This is a genomic window from Mycobacterium gordonae (assembly GCF_017086405.1).
Taxonomy (GTDB): Bacteria; Actinomycetota; Actinomycetes; order Mycobacteriales; family Mycobacteriaceae; genus Mycobacterium; species Mycobacterium gordonae_D.
In genome coordinates this window covers 4,445,202-4,466,003 of record NZ_CP070973.1, presented here as the reverse complement: position 1 = coordinate 4,466,003, position 20,802 = coordinate 4,445,202, and the positions used below count along the sequence as shown (strand labels likewise).

16 protein-coding genes are annotated in these 20,802 nt (G+C 63.1%); 7 read left to right on the top strand and 9 right to left on the bottom strand.

The window, feature by feature from the left end; translation table 11 throughout:
* Nucleotides 1–29 precede the first annotated feature (29 nt).
* Both JX552_RS19100 and JX552_RS19095 read left to right on the top strand, forming a co-directional pair.
* The gene (locus JX552_RS19100) at nucleotides 30–2,471 is read left to right on the top strand and encodes an AAA family ATPase (protein ID WP_205873520.1); all 2,442 of its coding nucleotides are present in this window, start codon (nucleotides 30–32) and stop codon (nucleotides 2,469–2,471) included.
* Entirely contained in the window at nucleotides 2,468–2,839 is a 372-nt protein-coding gene (locus tag JX552_RS19095; protein ID WP_205873519.1) for a hypothetical protein, read from the top strand. Before JX552_RS19100 ends, JX552_RS19095 begins: the two co-directional genes overlap by 4 nt.
* Before the next feature lie 74 nt (nucleotides 2,840–2,913).
* Here JX552_RS19095 and JX552_RS19090 read toward each other — a convergent pair whose 3' ends face one another.
* The 4 genes from JX552_RS19090 to JX552_RS19075 all read right to left on the bottom strand — a co-directional run bounded on the left by JX552_RS19090 (nucleotide 2,914) and on the right by JX552_RS19075 (nucleotide 6,947).
* Complete coding sequence (locus JX552_RS19090) at nucleotides 2,914–4,158, bottom strand: hypothetical protein (RefSeq protein ID WP_205873518.1); 1,245 nt, start codon at nucleotides 4,156–4,158, stop codon at nucleotides 2,914–2,916.
* A gap of 118 nt (nucleotides 4,159–4,276) precedes the next feature.
* Complete coding sequence (locus JX552_RS19085) at nucleotides 4,277–4,936, bottom strand: DUF7002 family protein (RefSeq protein ID WP_205873517.1); 660 nt, start codon at nucleotides 4,934–4,936, stop codon at nucleotides 4,277–4,279.
* An 865-nt stretch (nucleotides 4,937–5,801) separates the two neighbouring features.
* Complete coding sequence (locus JX552_RS19080) at nucleotides 5,802–6,143, bottom strand: DUF732 domain-containing protein (protein ID WP_205873516.1); 342 nt, start codon at nucleotides 6,141–6,143, stop codon at nucleotides 5,802–5,804.
* A gap of 129 nt (nucleotides 6,144–6,272) precedes the next feature.
* Complete coding sequence (locus JX552_RS19075; RefSeq protein WP_241010623.1) at nucleotides 6,273–6,947, bottom strand: ankyrin repeat domain-containing protein; 675 nt, start codon at nucleotides 6,945–6,947, stop codon at nucleotides 6,273–6,275.
* Between the two features lie 549 nt (nucleotides 6,948–7,496).
* On the opposite strand from JX552_RS19075, the gene JX552_RS19070 reads away from it, so the two are divergent.
* Complete coding sequence (locus tag JX552_RS19070; protein WP_205873514.1) at nucleotides 7,497–9,170, top strand: DEAD/DEAH box helicase; 1,674 nt, start codon at nucleotides 7,497–7,499, stop codon at nucleotides 9,168–9,170.
* A gap of 16 nt (nucleotides 9,171–9,186) precedes the next feature.
* On the opposite strand, the gene JX552_RS19065 is transcribed toward JX552_RS19070, so the two are convergent.
* From JX552_RS19065 to JX552_RS19055, 3 genes are all read right to left on the bottom strand, one after another.
* The gene (locus JX552_RS19065; protein ID WP_241010622.1) at nucleotides 9,187–9,684 is read right to left on the bottom strand and encodes a protein-tyrosine phosphatase family protein; all 498 of its coding nucleotides are present in this window, start codon (nucleotides 9,682–9,684) and stop codon (nucleotides 9,187–9,189) included.
* A 38-nt stretch (nucleotides 9,685–9,722) separates the two neighbouring features.
* Nucleotides 9,723–10,745, bottom strand: coding sequence for a hypothetical protein (locus tag JX552_RS19060; protein WP_205873512.1), 1,023 nt, complete (start codon nucleotides 10,743–10,745; stop codon nucleotides 9,723–9,725).
* A gap of 65 nt (nucleotides 10,746–10,810) precedes the next feature.
* Nucleotides 10,811–11,665, bottom strand: coding sequence for an ARPP-1 family domain-containing protein (locus JX552_RS19055; protein ID WP_205873511.1), 855 nt, complete (start codon nucleotides 11,663–11,665; stop codon nucleotides 10,811–10,813).
* A gap of 323 nt (nucleotides 11,666–11,988) precedes the next feature.
* Between JX552_RS19055 and JX552_RS19050 the strand changes: the two genes are divergently transcribed.
* From JX552_RS19050 to JX552_RS19035, 4 genes are all read left to right on the top strand, one after another.
* Entirely contained in the window at nucleotides 11,989–12,801 is an 813-nt protein-coding gene (locus JX552_RS19050) for an NUDIX hydrolase (RefSeq protein WP_205873510.1), read from the top strand.
* A 374-nt stretch (nucleotides 12,802–13,175) separates the two neighbouring features.
* On the top strand, nucleotides 13,176–15,026 hold the full coding sequence (locus JX552_RS19045; RefSeq protein ID WP_205873509.1) for an AMP-dependent synthetase/ligase: 1,851 nt from the start codon (nucleotides 13,176–13,178) through the stop codon (nucleotides 15,024–15,026).
* Nucleotides 15,023–16,408, top strand: coding sequence for a WS/DGAT/MGAT family O-acyltransferase (locus tag JX552_RS19040; protein WP_205873508.1), 1,386 nt, complete (start codon nucleotides 15,023–15,025; stop codon nucleotides 16,406–16,408). The genes JX552_RS19045 and JX552_RS19040 overlap by 4 nt, the downstream gene beginning before the upstream one ends.
* A 9-nt stretch (nucleotides 16,409–16,417) precedes the next feature.
* Nucleotides 16,418–18,100 carry an amino acid permease gene (locus JX552_RS19035; protein ID WP_205873507.1) on the top strand — a complete coding sequence of 561 codons (1,683 nt, stop codon included), beginning with the start codon at nucleotides 16,418–16,420 and terminating at the stop codon, nucleotides 18,098–18,100.
* Here JX552_RS19035 and JX552_RS19030 read toward each other — a convergent pair.
* Complete coding sequence (locus JX552_RS19030; protein WP_205878547.1) at nucleotides 18,033–19,220, bottom strand: MFS transporter; 1,188 nt, start codon at nucleotides 19,218–19,220, stop codon at nucleotides 18,033–18,035. The two genes, JX552_RS19035 and JX552_RS19030, sit on opposite strands and share 68 nt — an antisense overlap.
* A 136-nt stretch (nucleotides 19,221–19,356) precedes the next feature.
* Nucleotides 19,357–20,130, bottom strand: coding sequence for an alpha/beta fold hydrolase (locus JX552_RS19025; RefSeq protein ID WP_205873506.1), 774 nt, complete (start codon nucleotides 20,128–20,130; stop codon nucleotides 19,357–19,359).
* Between the last annotated feature and the right edge of the window lie 672 nt (nucleotides 20,131–20,802).

Sequence of the window (20,802 nt, the reverse complement as noted above, 5' to 3'; positions counted from 1 at the left end):
CTTAGTCTCGTTCACTAGGAGGAGAGACCGTGGGAACCGAAACGCTCAAGAATTACGTATTGGCGCTGGCAGATGCAGATGAGTCGCTGAGCGAGCCGGCACGACTCGCCGTACTGGCGGCACTCGAAGATCCTGGTGTGTTGTCCGAAGCTCTTGGGGGCGTCAGTGCTTCCTCGCAACTCGCGGTTTCGTTGGGCGCGGTAGATGAGCCAATTGACGAACCAGTTGGCGCCTACTTGGCATCCATCACCGTGTCCGGCTTTCGGGGCATCGGTCCAAAGATCAGCCTCCCGCTGCAACCGGGTCCGGGTCTGACCGTGATCGCCGGGCGCAACGGCTCAGGAAAGTCCACTCTCGCCGAGGCTTTGGAACTGGCGCTTACCGGGGTGAACTCCAGATGGAAAGATAAACCGCTGGTGTGGTCGCAGAATTGGCGCAACCTCCACGCGGGCAATCCAGCGCAGATCCGAGTCGACATCGCCGAAGAAGGCTCGGGCGCAACGACAATTGGTGTCGACTGGTCATCGGGTGACGACGTGCCCGTCGGGCAGATGCAGCAGTGGGTGCAGCGCAAAGGCCAGAAGCGCGAGGCCATCAGCGTGTTGGGGTGGGACGTGGCGCTGACCATGTATCGACCACTGCTGAGCTACGACGAGCTCAGCACCATTCTCGAAGGAAAGCCCAGCGAGTTCTACGACCAGCTCTACCGGCTGTTGGGGTTGGAGCAATTGACCACAGCCGTCGATGTTCTCGACGCTGAGCTCAAAAGGCTCAGGGTGCCCGCTGCCGAACTCAAGAAGGTCGCGGACGCGCTCAAACCCTTACTCGGCGCGCATGAGGACTCTCGTGCCGCGACCGCACTAGTGCAGGTCAAAAAGAGCAAGCCCGACCTCGGCGTCGTGCGGCCTTTGGTCACTGGCGCCGCAGCCGATATCCCGGCTGCTTGGGAGCAGGCGCGCCAGTTGGTCGTACCCACCGCTGAGGATGTCGAACTCAAACTCGCGGCGCTGAGGTCTGCCGCTCAGGCGGAACGACAGGAAGCGCTGCGCGCCGATACCGTTGCTGCCGACCGTGCGCGCCTGCTCGAGTCGAGCCTGGAATTCCACGAGCACCATGGTGATCAGAGTTGTCCGGTCTGTGGTCAGGGAAGTCTCGATGAAAACTGGGCTGTTGCCGCGCGTGCCGCCCTAGAGCGTGCCGAGAGCGCCGCGCGAGATCTGACTGCCGCCCGCGCAGAGAGTCGGCAGGCCCGATCGGCCGTGGTCACGATGGCGCGAAACGTGCTCCGGCCGCCGCTATCCGATGCCGAGCTGAGCGGACTAGACGCGGCGCGCTCGCTGTATGACGACTTCGCCGAGCTGCCAGTCGATGACGATCTCGCACTGGCCGAACATGTCATGACCACGTTGCCGCCGCTGCGGGCCGCGTACGCGGATCTTGCTCAGGAAGCCACAGCTCTGATCCAAGCGCGCGAAGACTTGTGGAGCCCGGTGGCGTTGAAATTGGCTGAGTGGCTGCAGAAAGCGGAGGCAGCCGCTGGGGTGGCTACGCAGTGCGCAATCGCTACTGAAGCGCTGAAGTGGTTGCAGGCCAACGCCGGTCAGCTGCGCAACGAACGGCTGGCACCTCTGACCGAGAAGTCTCGTCAGATCTGGGCGGCGCTACGACAAGAAAGCAATGTGGACCTGGGCGCGATCCGCCTCGAAGGGCAAAAGACCACCAGGCGTGTCGTACTTCGTGCAGCGGTCGACGGGTCTGAAACGGAGGCATTCGGGGTGATGAGTCAAGGCGAGCTGCAAGCGCTGGCCCTGGCCGTCTTCATTCCGCGGGCGACGTCGCCGGAAAGTCCCTTCCGATTCCTGGTTTTCGACGATCCGATCCAAGCGATGGATCCCTCGAAGATCGATGGGTTCCTCGACGTGTTGATTGGTCTGGCCAAGGATCGGCAGGTCATTGTCTTGACCCACGACAACCGCCTGCCGGCAGCCATCCGGAGTTCACGTGCGCCGGCGAGGATTCTGGAGGTCACGCGCACGATGAATTCCGCTATAAGCGTGGTGGATTCAACGAAGCCTGCTACGCGTCTACTCGACGACGCGTTCGCGATCGCAGCCGACGAAGCGGTGCCCGAGGACGTCAAGAGGTCGGCAATCCCAGCGTTGTGTCGAGAAGCATTGGAGGCCACCGCCTGGGAGGTCTATGCATGTAAGGCGTTTATGGAGGGGCGATCTCGCGAGGAGGTTGAGGCGGCTTGGGAAAACGCCAACAAGACGGCGAGAAGGCTGGCGCTGGCGTTGGCCGGCGATGCCGATGATCAGGCGGCGGTTGAGAAATGGAAGGCAGGCGGCCGCGCGCGACGAGACACTCTCAGTGTGGCGAATAAGGGTATCCACCAGGGGGTTACCGAATACAAAGCCGCCGTCAATGACGCTCGACTCGCCGTCGGCGACCTTGCCGGGGCCAGCGCATGATTGGGCGTACCAAGCTGCTCGCCTACGCAGATGAGATCCTGGACGGGCACATCGTGCTCGGGCCCCGTGCGGCGCGGACGGCGGCGTTACTGGCGAGGATGGCACTCGAGGATTGGCTGAACGATGAAAGTGCCGCGTGGTGTTCGGCCGGGCAGAAGTCACCGACGACGATCTCGAAACTCGTTGTGCTCGGGAGATATAAAGGAGCTGACGTGGGGGAGCGGGCCAGGCGGGTATGGCACTCGTTGAGTCGGGCGGTGCACCACCACGCGTATGAGTTGCAGCCGTCGCCGGCGGAGGTGCGGCATTTGGTAGGGCAGGTGCGGGAGCTGGCGGTGCAGTCGGCGCTAACGAGATCATTTAGGTGATCGAGCCTGTTAACGTTCTGGCTGGCGGCTTCAGAGCCCGCCATGCGAAGTTGCATACTTACCCGGAATCGTTGTCACGATCCATGTCTCGGTCCTTCTTTTTTCTGCGAGGGTTCTTTCAGCTGAGCGCTGAACCGAAGGAGTTTTTGGCCGGCGGCCTCCAACACATGACCGGCGGTGGATTTCGCGCTTTCGATCGTCGCCGTTGCCGCATCCAGCAGGCTTGGTATGTGGAAGTCCTCCCATGCCTCGATCTGGTGGCGGCGGGCTTTGGCAAAGCGGTCAAGTTCCTCGCGAAGTGTGGCGCGATGAGCGGCCAGCTGGCGAACTGCCAGGAATCGGAAGCCTTCGACAGCATCCGGTTTGGCGAACCCGTCGAGCACTTCCGTTGCGCGCCGGTAGATGTCGGCGTCTTCACGGAGGTGGTGCGCGATCAGCTCGCGGGCCTCGTCGATCGCTCGCAGCAGATGCTCTGGCTCGGTCGACTCGACTCGTGCCAGATGCAGACGTTGCCACTTATAGAGGGATTCCTCGGCAACAACTAGCAGGCTTAACGTCTCGCCAAGACGATCGTCATCGATTGCATTGCGCAACTTCTTACTTCGCTCTTGAACGGCTAGATTACGATCGAACGACGCCAGGACACGCCGCACATGGTCGCGTAGCTGCTCGACGGTCACATTAAGCGCCGGTCCGAGAGTCGCGACGGAATCCCAGTAGGCGTTGGGCAACGAACCATATCGCTCCAAAGAGTCAACCATTCGCGAAATGGTGAGGTTGCTTCCAAGGACATCGCCGGCTCGGGTCGCCTTGGCAAGTTCCAGGACAGATACAACCTTGCCTTCAACACGACGAACGGCTTCTTCCACATCTGCGATCGCCGACTTCAACGCCACCTGCACAGCAATCATCTGCGCAGACACCATGACGTCCGGGCCGAGCTTTGCCGGCCTCCACTGAAGCTGGGTGAGGAACTGGCCATCATCGGAGCGGGTCATCATCCGGAAGAAGCCATCGGTTCCCGGAATGAGGTTGCCGTTCTTCAACGCGTTCAGACTGTCAGGATGCAGCTGAACGTACTTCCCTGAGTTTCCGAGTACCGAGGCGGCTCCAGCGAGCAGGCCCGTCACATTGCCCAGCGAGGCGCTGTCTATCCCAGCGACCTGGGCGGCTCGACCGGCGGTCTCCTTCAACCGACTCAGGTATGACTCGACAACTGCGGGATCGCCGCCTATCAGCAGTCCCTCGTCGTGATAGGACACCACGACCTCGCCACGATCTACCGGTGCCGGCAGGTTCGGCACTTCGTCATTGGTCACTTCGCCCCCCCGCGATCTTTCGGAAGTGTATGCAAGGCCACCGACAATCGCACCCACACCCACCTGTTGCGGCGTTGGATTATTGGTCCTCACCGGAGTGTTTGGACCACGCCGCTACTCACTCGACCTTCACAGTCTCACCAGTGTTATCCCTAAGCTCAGCTCGTTGGATGAACGCGATCACGTCGGGAACTGAGTAGCGAACTGTCAGTTCTACAACGTGTTCACCTTTTCGGCCACGCTTAACGCGCCAAAATGCGAACGGATAATCCGAGAGCGAAGTGAAAACGCCGGGTCCCCGATTGGGCGCGTTCGGTACATGCGCACTCCCGGTGTTGTAGGGAGCGAGTTCGATCTCGGTCGCATACTTGGCGAGCAGCGCACGGGTATCAATGGACAGGATGAGGTGACGGCGGCCCCGGTATGCCTTGGCGTTTAGTAGTCGCTGCAGCCGCTGCTCTGTCAGCCAAAAGAAAACCCGTCCGTTGAGGGCGTCGAGGAAATCCTGCCTCGAGACGCCCTCTTGCAGACATGCGTCGAGAAATTTCAGTGGCAACTGATCCCGGATTGTCACTTCGTCGAGCCCGTCGCGGCGAAGCGTGATTGACGAGTCTCTAACCTGGGACAGGACGGCATCCCGAACGCCTGGACTTGGGTCGAACAGATCGACAATCGCCGCCGTGCTGAGAAGACCGTGCCGCTGAATCGACGGCCAAGCTGCTTGTTCGGCCATGTGGTACAGCGTCGGATAGCGATCGACGAATTCGTCGGGATCCACCTGAATCAAGGTACGCGAAACGGTGAGAATCTGAGGGTTAGTGTGCTGATCATCTACCTGTTGAGCGCCGACGTGGCGGTGCGTAGCAATCGTGCAACCTCGCGACCTGTTGCGACCAGAACGTCAACTTGTCCTCCTTCGTCGGTGATGGCGGAAGCAAGCCGAGGTGCGTTGCAAGCTTGAAGAATCCAGGACCTGGGTCGGTGCCGTCGATGTAAGTAACAATCGCCGAAAGCATTCCACCGTTCTCGGCGCGAGTCTGTTCCACCACCTGACCCAGGAGTCTGCCCATCGCGGTCCGGTCTCGTTCGAGCGAGAAGTCGAACGCCGGGTGACCGGTCCGACGCACTAGCTCAGTGTCTAGCTTGCTATAGGACGTCATTCCCCGTCGTCCAGCCTCCTCCTTCAAGACTGTTATTGCGTTGTCCAGCAGTAAGTCCCATTCGTCGTCGCTACGTCCGAACACTTGTATCCCCCTATTTGACCCGGCCTCTGCATTGAATTCTATTTGGCCTCAAGGTATAGCCATCGCGCCACGCTCTGAGCCCACGCTGTCGATCTCAGCGCGCAATACAGCAGGGGCCCCAGCAGTTCCTGGTCGATGAGCGCCCCAGCCGGTGTGTTGCACGACCAGAAGACGGCTGCGCTGTTCCACGTCGTCCTCGTGGCTGCCAACTGGCCGTCGCGGAACTCCGCTGAAGGTCCCAGAGCCCGCCGCCGGACCGCCATGCGTCGAAGCCATTGGTCAAGTCGTACAACCCTTCCAAGCGAAGTCTGATGGACGTAGCGAGCGGGGTTGACAGGTTCGATGAATCCGCGCGCATTGTTACGGCGGCTCGCCGGCTAGTTTGGCTTGTCCACACCCTCACACCGGACCGGTATAGCCATTCCCACGTGCCCAGGCGACAACCAAGGACTTGGTGTCCGGACACAAGTTATTCACTGCCGCGGTCAGGATGATCGCCGCCTCGGTCGGCGCGAAACCCGTCCTGCGTAGCTTGCCGAGCACCAACGAAGGCGACACCTCGTTTCGGAGGTCGTGGCAGAGCTCCTTGCCGATACTGATCATGTCGGTGATCGACGCGTAGCTCACCCCCGAGTTGTCCAGCTCGGAGATAAAGTCGTACTGGTCGGCCCGAGCCGGACCCGACAACGCCAATGCCCCGCATGTCGCGAGCACTACCGCAATAACCGCATGTCCGCGCATATTTCCCCCTCGCATCGCGCCGAGGAGCAAAGAATACGATTGGCCACCGACAAGCAAATCCCGACAGCGAAATGCGCAAGGGCCGGCGTACGTGGAAGTCGAACACCTGTGCAGGGGTTTGCTGCCGGACTACACGAATCCTTGATCGACCAGAATGGCGCCTTGCGTCGTGACCACATGTGCCTGTCCCGAACCGCCGACAACGCGGCACCAACTCTTCACATCGAGATGGTCTTGCGCCAACGTGATGTCGAAGCCCCCGTACATCCCGGGCACGGGGAACCATATGCGCTGGCCCGGCACCTCATGCAAGATCTCCACGGGAGGGTATCGCAGGACACGTTGGGGATCGCGGCCGTCATAGAGCACGCCGCAAATGCGGCTGTCGATGACTTCGGCGAGGTGCCACTCGAGCGCGCGGATTTCGTATTCCGCCAGGGGGGAAGGCGGTGGCTTGAGATAGCGCGTGCGCAGAATAAGTGATTTGCGCTGTTGTGCGGCAATGTCTTTGGGGTGAACCGCTTTGAGATCCCGTTCGCACCGGATGTCGTGGGCGGTGCGTCCCCGTGCGTCGGTGAGTGACTTCAAGGCGCCACGTCGGATGAGTTCGGCGGCGACTTCGTTGGGTGCGCCCTGCCAGGCCGCTTGGTGCAAGACGGTGAACCAGGTGGTCCCGCCGGGCCGCCACCCATTGATGTCTACGTGTAGTTCGTCGTCGTCGAGCAGTTCGAATACTGTTGCCCAGTCTCCTACTTTGGCCGCATCGGCACATTCATGACTCGCCGATACGTCGTCGTCGAACAACAGGTCAGGGTCGAGTATCCCGCGCCAGACGAAGGGTTCGTCGGTCGGTGCGTTCTCTGGCCCAATCATGACGTTCCCTCCTTCCGCGAAGTCATCAAGTATCTGCGAGGCTAGGCCAATTCAAGGACCGGGCAGCCCTGCCCCGCCGAGGAATACCGTCGGTGCAAATCGTCCCGCCCGTTATGCACCCGCCATGCATAAGCTCTTTGTCCGCCGGGGGCGGCAGCGTATGGGCCATGCTGCGCATTTCGGTGTCACCCGATTCTTCACGGCCGCGTGATGGGCGGAAGTCATCGGCGAAAGCGGATGAACTGCATGCTTGCCAGCTGTTGCGGCGCGACCATTACGAACCTTGGTAGGGCGTGTCCACGAACGAAAGAACACGTCCGTCAGCCTCGCCGCCGCAGTCAGTTCAGCAAAAAGACCTGACAGCTTCCGCCGCGGATGGCGATTCATCAAAGTCGGTGAGCCAACTGAGTCAGTGAGTTGCTACGACGGTGCTAGTGCGAATCTTGACTACATGTCACCGCCGCGTTGTTCAATCGTGTAATGGCGGAGACTGAGTCGACGCAGTTGCGTCGCGTAACCCCGCGCCTGCTCAACGGCGCCGAACGATGCGTCTATCACGCGCTGACCGACCAACTGCAGCCGAACGACGTGGTGATCCCGAACCAGCGCGTCACCGACCATCTCAAGGACCATGAGGTCGACTTCGTCGTCGGCATCGAGGGTGCCGGCATCGTCTGCCTGGAGGTCAAGGGCGGTGAAGTCTGGCATGACGGTGAAGGCTGGTGCCAGATCCGCGGCGGCAAACTAGTGAACATCGAGCCGGTCCGCCAAGCGCGCGAAGCGTGCTACGCGTTACGGAGCTACGTCGAAGGAGACCCACGCTGGACACAAGCCCGAATGCGCTGGGACCACGTCGTCGTTCTGCCCAATGTCGAACTACCGGAGGATTTTTCACTACCGGAATGCCCCCGCTGGAAAATCGTCGACCGCACCGACCTCCCCGCGCTGGCGCACAAACTGCGCAGCATCCTCATCCGTCAGGAACTGGACCGACCGCTGCTCACCGAGGACGGAATCAGCCAACTCCGCATCGTGTTGAGCGGCAGAGGATTACCGCAACGTGATGTGGTCGCCCGCGCCTTAGCCAACGAGGACACCGCCGATACCCTCACCGGACACCAGTCCGTCATCCTCGACGCCATCCGCCTCATCAACCGGGTTGAAGTGCGCGGCGGCGCCGGCAGCGGCAAGACCTTCCTGGCCATCGAACAAGCGCGCCGGCTCGCGCAGCAAGGTCAACGGGTGGCGCTCGTGTGTTACTCCCACGGCCTGGCGTCCTACCTTGAGCGCGTCAGCGCAGCCTGGCCGCGACGCCAGAAGCCCGCTTACGTCGGCGAGTTCCACGCCTTGGGGGTTCTGTGGGGCGCACCACAAGGGCCGGACGAATCCCTGCGCACCGAGCAGACGGTGCAGTTCTGGGAGCATGATCTTCCGCAGCAGATGGCAGAGCTGGCAGCACAATTGGCGCCTGGCCATCGCTATGACTCGATCGTGGTCGACGAAGCGCAGGACTTCGCCGATGCCTGGTGGGACCCATTGCTCGCAGCGCTGAAAGATGAGGAATCAGGCGGACTCTACGTCTTCAGTGACGAGGGGCAGCGGGTGTTCAGCCGGCATGGGTCCCCGCCAGTTCCGCTGGTGCCGCTGATCCTCGACCACAACGTCCGCAACACCAAGCAGATCGCCAACGCTTTTCAGCCGCTGGTCGACCACACGATGCGTTTCCTCGGCGGAGACGGCCCCGCCGTCAAGTTCGTTGCCTGCTCGCGCGAGGACGCGATGGGTGTCGGCGACGACGAGATCGAGTCGCTTCTCGATGAAGGATGGCGCCCAGAAGACGTCGCTCTGTTGACCACCGGCAGCCGGCACCCCGAGCAGAAGGAGCGACAAGCCGCGGGCAACGCTGCCTATTGGGACAGCTTCTGGGATGCAGAGCAGGTGTTCTACGGACATGTGCTGGGCTTCAAGGGACTTGAGCGACGCGCGATCGTGCTAGTCGTCAACGAGCAGGCGGCGTTCGAGCGCTCGCGGGAACGACTCTACGTCGGACTATCCCGGGCTCGGGATCAGCTTGTGGTGTGTGGGGATCCAGCTTTCATCCGAGAAGTTGGCGGGCCGGATCTCGCTCGACGGCTGCAGCTGCGTGCGGTTTAGAGTTCCGGCACCGCCGTCACATGGTCGGGCTGTTTGCGTCGGCGCGCCGCCGCAGGACCTCGTGTTGTGAACGGGACTCAGGGACGGAAACGTGCGACTTCTTGGTGTTGCATCGCAACTCCTTGAGTCGGGCGATTGTCGCGTCGTAATCGAGTCCCTGCTCGATGAGCCAGCACCCGACCACGGTTGACGTGCGGCCGCGCCCTCCCCAGCAGTGAACGTAAACAGTTCTGCCCGAACCGATTTCGTCGTTGATCCGCGCCAGGATGTCGTCATAGCCGGCGTCGTCGATGACGTGGTTGTCGGGGATGGGGTGGTGGTAGCGCCGGATTGATCGGCCGCTGCCGGCGGTGATTTCGTCGAGCAGGTGCGAATACGGCTCAAGACCGTCGACGTCCTCGGTGAGGTCGATGATCGTGTCGACGCCCGCTTCTTCGAGCATGCGGAGTTTCGCCGTCGCCTTGGCGCGTGTCAGCGCGCCCGGGTACTCGCCCGCCAGCAGCTGGTCGGGCATTACCCACCAGGCGTGGAAAGTCTCATCGTGGGGCCACGTCATGTGGGCTCCTTCCCGTTCCATTGATCGACAATCGCGCGGACCGAAGCATTGGGCTGGCCGTAGCTCACGATCCGGACATCGAGAGCGGCGTGCTCGACTATTCGCAAGGCGCGCATCATGGCGTCATCAATCCAGGCGTCGTCGTTTCCGAACGATCCGCCACCGAGTCGAGTCAGTAGCACTGTGTCGGACCCCCCGGTTGATGCTTGTTCGGATGCTGCCAACAACGTTGCTTCGTAGGCACTTTCGAGTACCAAGCGGGCGAACGCTGCCCAGTCGCCGTTGGATCGGTAGTAGCCGACTGGCAACGCGGAGCAGTATGCCTGCGACACGAACTGGTCCTTTGACTTCACATCGGTGACTTCGACGTTGCGGTGAAGTCCGATGGCGAGGGTTCCGCGCAGGGCGTCACGCTGCTCGGCGGTCGCGCCGTCGAGCAGGTTGGTGATGGCGCGCAGCCCGGCCTCGGTGCATGCCGCGTAGCCGTTGTGCATCGTCCACAGCTCCGATACCGGAGCGGCGAGGGCGGCGGAAAGGGCGTAACCCATGTGTGCCAATGCATCCACCTGATGCGTCGCGGTTTGACCGATCTGGCCTCCAACAGCCACGCCGTAGTTGCGGTAGATCGTTGCGGCGCCGGCGGCGATCGCACAGGCCGGTCCTTGGGTGTGGTCGCCGGCGTACCGGGTTACCCCGTCCTCTGGCGTCACCGTTGGGCAAGTCATCTCGAGCAGGTTACATTGCGATGCCACCTGAAACAGCGCCCCCCGCAACGCTGGATCGGCGTGATGTCTGCGTACGTCGCCAACGATTGACGTGACGGTGGTCCGTGGTCCGGATGGATTGGGTGCGCTGGTCCGCAATTCGGCCAGCGTTGGAAGTGACAGGTGCCCAATGCCGTAACTCTTGCCGTTGACAGTCGACGTGAGGGTGTCGCCCTCGACGACAAGTCGGCGTTGGGTGGTGAGGTAGTCCGACTCGCTGAACCCCGTCAGTTGCTCAAACCAGTTTGAAGTCATGAGTGCGCTCGCTTCCTACAGGCGAAAGATACTGTGCAGCAATGTAAAACTGAGATAGATACCGCCTACGAGGCACGGATCAGTTCGTGTCGCGGGTTGAGCACACTGGTGTGTACATCGCGGCCCCGCCAACGCAACAGCGAGATCGAGGCGTCGTCGTTCGCTCCGGCGACGGTGCTGCCGGCACCGGCTCGCGCGGTGCGGTGCACGTGAACATTCGCGGCTCCGGCGATGAAGCGCCGAACCCGCCGCGACGGTGTGACCTCACCAGGGCGCTCGACCGCGTCCATCGCGGCCGCCGCGACGATCGCCGAAAACTGTTCGGCCAGCGTCAGGGGAGAGCCGAACAGCTCAGCGGACACCGGATAGCCGCCGACCGCGATCACTACGCCTATCTGTCCGGGGAATGGTCGCAGTCCCTCGACGAGCGGGCTTACGCGCTCAGCGGCTCGATTGGCGTGCTCGACGAACGAGGACGTGTCATTGCGTCCGTAGCGGGCGTCGTACTCGGAGACCCGCTTCCAGACTTCGCTCTGTCGATCGCCGCCGGCGCGCAGGCCGGCTTGCACCCGGGTGGCCGCTCGCCGGTGCGAGTCCGCATGCTGACGCAGGCCGTTCCAGCGTCCGGCCTCAACGCACACGACGCCGACGGCAGTTTCGTCGTTCGGTGCCACGATTAGCGACCGGGCGATCATCCGGTTCTGCCATCCACTTTCGAGCACCTGTCCCTCCAGGAGTAGCAGGGGGCGATCTGCGGCATTGGCCACCATCAGGGTCGCGACATCCGGCTGGGCCTTCTCGATGACCCGTGCGTCCGAGAGGGCGGTGCTGTAGTCACGTGCTATGTCGACCTCTCCCCATACCGGGAACACTCCCAGTGCGCCGCGTGCCGTGCCGCGTCCTACGTGGACATTTTCCATGAAGACCTCCCCGGTTGTCGCAGAAACGAGACTACCTAGAGTCGTCGCAATTGTCGAACAACCGGTTATCGCACGTGTCGAATATGCTGTGTAGGTGACGGCGATGGGTGGGCGTGACGGGTGCGTGTCTCAACCCGCCAGGTACGGGACGCGGGTTCGGACGTCCGCTTACCTGTTGCTGAAACAAACCACGCTGGACGGGGAAGGGTCGCTTCGCGAATGCTCAGCGGCACAGGGCGTGTCAAGCAGCGCCCGCAATTGCTCAAGAACAGGAGGAACGGGGGACGGGGTCAGCATCGCGGACGCCGCGCCCGTGGTTGCCAATGGCTGAATTCGATGATTACCGCGGCCCTAACGTGGCCGTGGATATTGCGGTGCTCACTCTTGATCAGGGCCGCTTGGCTGTGCTGGTACAGGACCGCAGCAAGGCTCCGCGCGGCAAGGTCTTGCCGGGCCGCTTCCTGCGCGAGGGTGAGACGGTCGGCGACGGCCTCCGTGCTGCGCTGATGAAGGTCCGCCTGGATCTTGGACCGATCGATGCGGCCCTGCACGGCGTTGCCGGCGAATCTGTTCCGATCGGCACGCCGAGAGCGCACCTCGTAGGGGTGTTCGACAAGCCGGGACGCGACAAACGCAGCAGCTGGTCGATGTCGCTCGCGCATTATCTTGTTCAGCCGCGGGATCAGTTGGAACGCGCGGAGGGTGAATTCGTACCGATTAGACCCGACGGTTCGATCGAACCCGAGTTGCTCTTTGACCATGACGCCATCGTGAAGAGGGCTGCAGCCGAACTGCGTGAAGAATACGAATTGTTCCCAGATCCGGAGAACCTCAGTGGCACAGACGAGCTCACGCTTCCACAACTCCAAGAAATCCATCAATGGGTCCTCGGTGAAGGGGTGCGGACCGACACCTTCCGCCGCCGCATGGAAGCGATGCTGACAAAGGTTCCCGACCCGGATGATCCAACCGGAGCCCGACAGAAGACTTGTCCCAGCGGGGAGAAAGGCGGGCCCCCAACGCGCGTCTGGAAACGAATCCCCTCGAAGGATGGAGCGCCTCGAGAGTCGCATCGACTTCTCCAATTGCCGCGAGACCCTAGTCCAAGGCGCAGGGCGACTGGTCTTCCGCGGTAACTGCACTCGGCCGAACAATGCCGATTGAGGCGAGAACTTGATCCGGCCTGGTCTGCTCGCATCGGGCAGGCTCTCACGTGATGTCAAGTTCAACAGCTCGGCGCTAGAACAGTTGTCTTCATATGGCCCACGACGACCAACAATCCTTGATTGGCGTCGCATGCATGTCATCGGTTGCAGGGTCACGCCCGGCGGCGTCATCGATCTCGTGCGCGCACTGAACTGGCGCATGGACGGGGACGGCTACCTCTGAGCTTGATGACTTTCCCGACCCCCCAACAAGGGACCTTGTCCTCTGGCCGCACCCACACCCCACCGCACACGCTGAAGTCCAGAGAAAGATTTCCGCTCACTGACCAAAGGAGCAGGAAGGAATGACCGAAGCCGATCCCACCGTGGTCCGGCACCCAAGCGGAGCACTGGTCTCCACGCTGCCGCAGGCATTCCAAGAGACGGCGGCCGTAGCGCCGGACTCGGTGGCCATCCGGACGGTCGTCGACGAGGTGGTCATCACCTGGCGTCAGTACGCCGACCGCGTCCGCAACATCGCCGCGGGGCTTGCCGCCCTGGGAGTCGGACACGTTGACACGGTCGGGATCATGCTGCGCAACCGTCCGGAGTTCCACTTGGTGGACACCGCCGCCATGCATCTGGGTGCGATCCCGTTCTCCATCTACAACACCTCGGCACCGGACCAGATCCGTTACCTATTTGGCAATGCCGAGAACAGGGTCGTGTTCACCCAGCAGGAGTTCCTGCCCGCGGTGGAGGCGGCCGGGGGTCAACTCGATCACGTGATCGTCGTCGACGGCGACCCCCACGGCTTCAAAAGCCTCGAACAACTCGAATCCCTCGGCGCCCAAAGCGATTTCGATCTAGAACAGGCTTGGCGCGCGGTCCGGCCCGACGACGTCGCAACGATCATCTACACCTCGGGGACCACCGGCCCGCCCAAGGGTGTCGAGCTCACCCACGCCAACGTCATGGCCGAATTCTCGGCGATCATCGAGCTTATCGAATTGCAACCGACCGATCGGATCACCTCGTACCTACCGCATGCGCACATCGCTGACCGGGTCACCGGGCACTACGCCAACATGGTTCTGGGAGTCCAGGTTACCGATGTCGCCGACATCCACGCGATCGCGCAGGCGCTGCAGGACGCCCGCCCCACGGTGTGGCTGGGGGTGCCGCGAGTGTGGCAGAAGATCAAAGCCGGGATCGAAACGAAACTCGAGACGGAGGCGACCGGACTCAAGCGCCGATTGGCGTTGTGGGCCATCGGCACCGGCAAACAGGCAGCCCGCCGAACCCTGGCCGGCAAGTCCTTGCCCGTGTCTCTTGCCGTCCGCCGCCAGATCGCCGATCGCCTTGTGCTGGCCAAGGTGCGCGAGGCGCTCGGCATGGACCGGCTGCGTTGGGGAGTGACCGGTGCGGCCGCCATACCGGTAGAAACAATCGAATTCTTCTGGGGACTGGGCATTCCGGTGTACGAAGTGTGGGGGGAGTCGGAGTGCGTGGGCGGTGCGACCTCCAACCGGCCCGGGATGAACAAGGTCGGTTCGGTCGGGCCGGCGCTGAACGGCGTGGAGGTCTCGGTCGCCGACGACGGCGAACTGCTGATCCGCGGGCCGATCGTGATGCGAGGCTACCGTCATCAGCCGGAGCAGACGGCGGAAGCGGTCGATGCCGAAGGCTGGCTGCACACCGGTGACATCGGCACGATAGAAGCAGGTTTCGTGACGATCGTCGATCGCAAGAAGGAGTTGCTGGTCAACGAATCCGGCAAGAATCTCTCCCCGACGAACATCGAGATGGCGATCCGGGCCGCCTCTCCGCTGGTCGACCAGGTCGTGGCATTCGGCGACGCCCGACCCTACGTGACGGCGCTCATCGTCCTCGATCCCGAAGCCGCCGCCGCGCAGGCCGCGGCGCTCGGCATGGCTGACGAATCACTGGCCGCCTTCGCCCAGCATCCTGATGCGCGCGAAATGCTCACCGCCGCTGTCATCGAGGGCAATTCGAAGCTGTCCCGCGTCGAGCAGATCAAACGCTTCCTCATCGTGGGCACCTCGTGGGAGCCGGGCGGCGACGAACTCACCCCGACGATGAAGCTCAAACGCAAGCCGATCGCTGCGAAGTATTCCGCCGAGATCGACAAGCTCTACTCCGCGACGCCCGGCCCCGACGTCATCAACCTCTCGAAGGCCGCCGAGAGACCATGAAGCGGCTGTCGAGCCTCGATGCGACGTTCTGGTTCGCCGATACTCACGATTGCCCCCTACATGTCGGGGGACTGATCATTTGCGATCCCGCCGCGGTGCCGAACTTCGGCTTCGATACCGTGAAAGACCTTCTCGTAAAGCGCCTTCCGGAGCTCCCCGTGCTGCGCCACCGGGTGAAGGGCGCGCCTTTTGGTCTGGACAGGCCGTGGCTGGTCGAGGACACCGACCTCGACATCCACTATCACATCCGCCAGATCGCGGTGCCCGCACCGGGAGGACGCCGCGAGCTCGACGAGCTGGTCGGCCGCCTGATGTCCTACCCGCTCGACCGGGACCGGCCACCGTGGGAGATGTGGTTAATCGAGGGGGTCGAGAACGGGCGGGTCGCGACCTTGACCAAAGTGCACCACGCCCTGATCGACGGAGTGTCCGGCGCCGGGCTGACTGAGATCATGCTCGACGCAAGGCCCGAACCGCGACCAACCGCCGTCGCCGCCGACCGGGCATGGACTTCCGGCATGCCCGGATTCGAGCGGCGCATGCTCGGCGCGATCGTCAACGTCGCGGTCAAGACGCCGTACCGCGTGCTGCGAATCGCCCAGCAAACGCTGTCTCAACAATGGGCGGTGCGCGGGCTGGCCAACAAACCTCCGCACTTCTTCGAAGCACCCACGACGCGTTTCAACACCGACCTCACGCCCGAGCGGCGAGTCGCCACGTGCAGTCTGCCGCTGGATCGGCTCAAAGCGGTGAAACGAGCCCACGAGGTGAAGCTCAACGACGTTGTCCTCGCACTGGTTTCGGGGGCGATGCGCCATTACCTGGAAGAACGCGGAGAGCTCCCCGAACGGGCGCTGGTAGCCCAGGTTCCGATCTCCACACACCACGACAGCACCGACGTCGGCAACCAGATCACCTCAACGACAATCAGCTTGGCCACCGACGTCGCCGAGCCGGCCGAGCGGCTGAAGACCATCTACGCCAACTCCCGGGGCGCCAAAGAGATGACCAGAACTCTGACAGCTCACCAAAGTCTGGGGCTCACCGACACGACACCACCCGCTTTGGTCGGGCTGGCGATCCGCGCATACACCGCAACCCATCTCGGCGGACACCTCGCTCCGATCAACCTGGTGATCTCCAACGTTCCCGGACCCGACCACCCGATGTATTTGGCGGGCGCGGTCGTCGAGCGGCTGGTTCCGGTAGGACCGCTGATGCTGGGCGTGGGATTGAACATCAGCTGTTTCAGCTACCACCGATGGATCAATTTCGGATTTGTCACAACACCGGAGATCGCCGACGACATCGACAAACTCGCCGACGCCATGGAACCGGCGCTGCAGGAGCTGGAAGTGGCCACGGGCCTTCGGGCACCCTGATCAACCACGATGAGCCACGGTGAGGAGGCGGCGGCCGTCGAGAGTAAAGGCTTGCGGGGCGGCGCACTCGGCCTGCTCTCCGGTGTGGTGGTCGGCTTGGCCTCCACGGCGCCGGCGTACAGTCTCGCCGCAACGTTGGGTCTGATCGTGGCCAGTGGCGGGGTGCAGCTCGCCGGCGTCAAAGCCCCAGGCGTCGTTCTCATCTCGTTCGTCCCGATGTACTTGATCGCGATGGCCTACCAGGAACTCAACAAGGGCGAACCGGACTGTGGCACCACGCTCGCGTGGGCTTCACGGGCATTCGGCCCCGTCGTCGGATGGCTTGGCGGCTGGGCAATGATAGTCGCGGAAGTGATTGTGATGGCCAACCTGGTCGAGATCACCGGGACGTACTCGTTCAGGTTCGTCGGCGTCCTGGGCTGGCATTCGGTTGCGGACCTGGCCGACAACAGGTTCTGGTCGACGGTCGCGGGCGTCTGCTGGATTGTCGTCATGACTTACGTCTGCTACCGGGGCATCGAGGTCTCGGCCAGGTTGTTCTACGCTCTGCTGTCCATCCAAATCCTGATGCTGATGGTGTTTTCGGTGGTGGCGCTGGTCAGGGTGTATGTGCATAGTGCCCAGGCGAATTCACTGCATCCGTCGCTGTCCTGGTTCTGGCCGGACGGACTTGATGTCGGCACGAGTCTCGCCCCGGCAGTCCTCCTGGCCATCTTCATGTACTGGGGCTGGGACACCGCTGTGGCTTTAAGCGAGGAGTCCGCCGACCCCGCCCGCACGCCGGGTCGCGCCGGCGTCATCTCGACGTTCCTGCTGCTGGCGACCTATGCCCTGGTGACCGTGTCGGCCGTCGCGTTCGCCGGTGTCGGGACGTCGGGCATCGGGTTGGGCAACCTGCACAACTCCAAAGACGTCTTCGCATCCATCGGTCCGGAATTGTTCGGCAACAGCGTCCTCGGGAAGATTGCACTGCTGTTGCTGGCGGCGTCGATCCTGACGTCTGCCGCCGCCTCGACGCAGGCGACGATCTTGCAGACCGCGCGGACCACTCTGTCGATGGCGGCTTACCAGGCGCTGCCTGACTCGTTCGCGAAGATCCACCAGCGCTACTTCACACCGACCACATCCACCATCGCGATCGGCCTGGTGTCCACCCCTTGCTACGTCCTGTTCACGCTCATCAGCGAGAACCTGCTGGCCGCGCTGATCGGATCGGTCGGGTTGCTGATCGCGTTCTACTACGGGCTCACCGGGTTTGCGTGTGCGTGGTACTACCGCAAGACCCTCTTTAGTTCGTCGCGGGACTTCGTGATACGCGGCGTCTTCCCATTGCTGGGCGGCTCGGCCTTGCTGGTCGTCTTCGGTTACGGGCTCGTCCAGTTCGCGCGGCCAGGCTGGTTGACCGACGACGGCGGACACAACGTCACCATCCTCGGGTTCGGCGCGGTCGCGGCGGTGGGTATCGGAGCGCTGCTGCTCGGAGCGATCCTGATGGTCATCTGGTGGGTGATGGCCCCCGGCTTCTTCCGCGGCCGCCCATCCAGCGACGATGCCGTGTCGGCGCGAGCAGACGCAAACTCGCCCCATTTCGGCCCGAAAGGGGTGAGTTTGCGTCTGCTCGCCGCTATCGGCGCCCGACACCGCGGACCAGCTGCCCCCCGAGCAGCACGACCGCGAACGCACCGCCGATGACTCCCGAAATAAGCAGTGGCAGTTGGCCGTTCGCCCCCCACAGGAAGCCCGCCCACAAACCTGCTACCAGTATGCCCAGGCCGGTGCCACCCTGGAACACGCCCTGCGCGCTGGCCTGAAACTCCTGGTTGACGAGACCGGAGATCCAGGCCTTGCCGACGCCGTCGGTGCACCCGGTGAACAACCCGTAAGCGCCGATCAGCAGCCATGCCGTCACGGTGTCGGTAGTCAGCCCCAGCCCGACATACCCGATGGCGAAGAACGTCAGACCGAAGCCGAACAGAGCCGGTCTGCCGAGGCGGTCGGCCAGTGCTCCGGCCGGGTAGCTGGCCAGCGCATACACCAGGTTGTAGCCGACATAGGCCAGGATCACCTGCACCACCGAGAAGCCGATCTCGTTGAGCCGCAACAACAGCAGGGCGTCGGGAAAGTTCACCACACTGAACCCGATGAGCAGTGCGGTCACCCGCCAGTACGGCCCCGGCAATGCGCGCACACCGTCCACCATGGATCGCCGCTGCGCCGGCGGCAGCGGACGGCTGCGCTCCCGTACCAGGAACACCAGTGCCACACTCAGGACGGCGGGCACGATCGCGACATACAGCAGGGGCTTGATCTGGTGGTCGAGCAGTTCGTAGCACGCCAGGCCCAGCAGCGGGCCGACGACTGCGCCCAAGGTGTCCATCGTGCGGTGGAATCCGAATACCCTGCCGCGCAACGCCTCATCCACCAGGTCGACCAGCAGCGCGTCCCGCGGCGCGCCGCGGATACCCTTGCCGAGGCGATCGACTACGCGACCTGCGAGCACACCCGGCCATGCCCCGGCCACCGCGATGATCACCTTGCCGAGCGCCGCCATCCCGTAACCGGTGGTGATCAGCGGGCGTCGCGCGAACTTGTCGCCCAGCGGACCGGCTGCGAGTTTTGTCAGTGAGGCCGCACCCTCGGCCACGCCCTCGACGGCCCCCACCACGGACGGCGGAGCACCCAGCACAGCTGTGAGATAGATCGGCAGCAGTGGATAGAGCAGCTCACTGGCGCTGTCCTGCAGGAACGACACCGCGGAGAGCACCCGCACGTTGGGCGTCAGCCAGGCGGGTCCCGAACGTGCCGGTCGCATCAGTTCTTCGCTGTCCACGGGGTCAGCGTAGGCAACGCCGTGATCATGGTTGGCCGCACCAGGCGCGTCGGTTGTTAACAGGCGGCGAGCCGGCTGATGGGTAGTCGCCCGCCGAGGGCGGAGCCGTGACGGCGGGTCACACCGTCGTCTGCGCGGCGACGAATTCGATGACTGCTGCCACGACATCCCGGTGTGCGGTCTCGTTAAGGATGTCGTGGCGTCCACCGGGAAATGCCCTGAGCTGCAGGGGCTCTATTCGTTCGGCGTAGGCACGTACCGGTTCGATGGGTGCAATTGGATCGTCCTCACCGTGCAGGGCCAACGTCGGCACCGCCAGGCTCACCAGCTCAGATCCGAACCGGTTCCAAGCGTTGCCGAGTTCGCTGAACAGTACCGATCCGCTAGCGCCGACGAAGGCCAGCGGGTCGTGCTGCAGCGAGTCGAGGTAGAACGGATCGGTCGACAGCCACGTCGGATCGAGGTCGAATGACTCTGCTGCATCGGACAGTTCGGATATCGGCGCGATTGGCACCCCAGAGACGATGCCGGCCCGATAGCGCCCGGGCGCATCCAGCAGGCGCCACAAGGTCACCACAGAGCCGAACGAATGCCCCTGTGCGAGCAACGGCAAATCGGGCCGATGGCTTGCGGCGAGATCGGTGATGGCATCCGCCAAGTCGCAGGAGGCCTCGATCGAAACGATGTCGCCGCGTTCCCCGCCGGTGAGCCCGTGGCCGAACTGGTCGACGGCCCATAGGTCGATGCCGGCGGCATTGAGCGCAAAGGCGTACCGGTGGTAGAGCCCGGTGTGTTCACCGAAGCCGTGCAGGAAGATGACGGCGGCGCGGGGATCTGCCGACGGCCAGTGTCGGTAGTAGGCCTGGCCGCTGTCATGTTCGAGCATGGGCATGAACGTGAGGTTAGCCCCTTGTAACGACAATGCGAGGATCGCGTCGGAGTAGTGTGAACGAAAGCCGACTGCACAGCGCGAAAGGTGTTGACCAGTAGCGTTTTCCCGCCCGCCACATCTTCTCTCTCGGATATGTGGTGAAGGGACGCGCAGCAGAATCCGAACACTGCATTGGTGGCCGCGCGCTGGGACCATAGCCAGCTGTCGCCGCCGCACTGTTCAATCATGGAATTGCGCTGAGCGAGTCGCCGCGGCTGCGCGGCACAAGGCCTGGAACCGTGTTACACGCTGCGTGGCTACGTCGAGAGCGACCCGCGCTGGACGCTGGGACGACTGCGTTGGGACCACGTCGTGGTGCTCCCCAATGTCGAACTCCCGCAGGAGTTTTCCCTACCGGAATGCCCCCGCTGGAAGATCATCGACCGCACCGACCTCCCCACGCTGGTGCACAAACTGCGCAGCATCCTCATCCGTCAGCATCCTCATCCGTCAGGATCTCGACCGGCCGCTGCTCACCTAGGACGGAATCAGCCAACTTGCAACGTGTTGAGTGGCAGGGGATTGTCGCAACACGACGTCGTGGCCCCGGTCATCCTCGACGCCCTCGCCGTCGAACAAGCGCGCCGACTCGCACAGCAAGCGCATCGCAGATGGTGCCGATGTGAGCGCGGT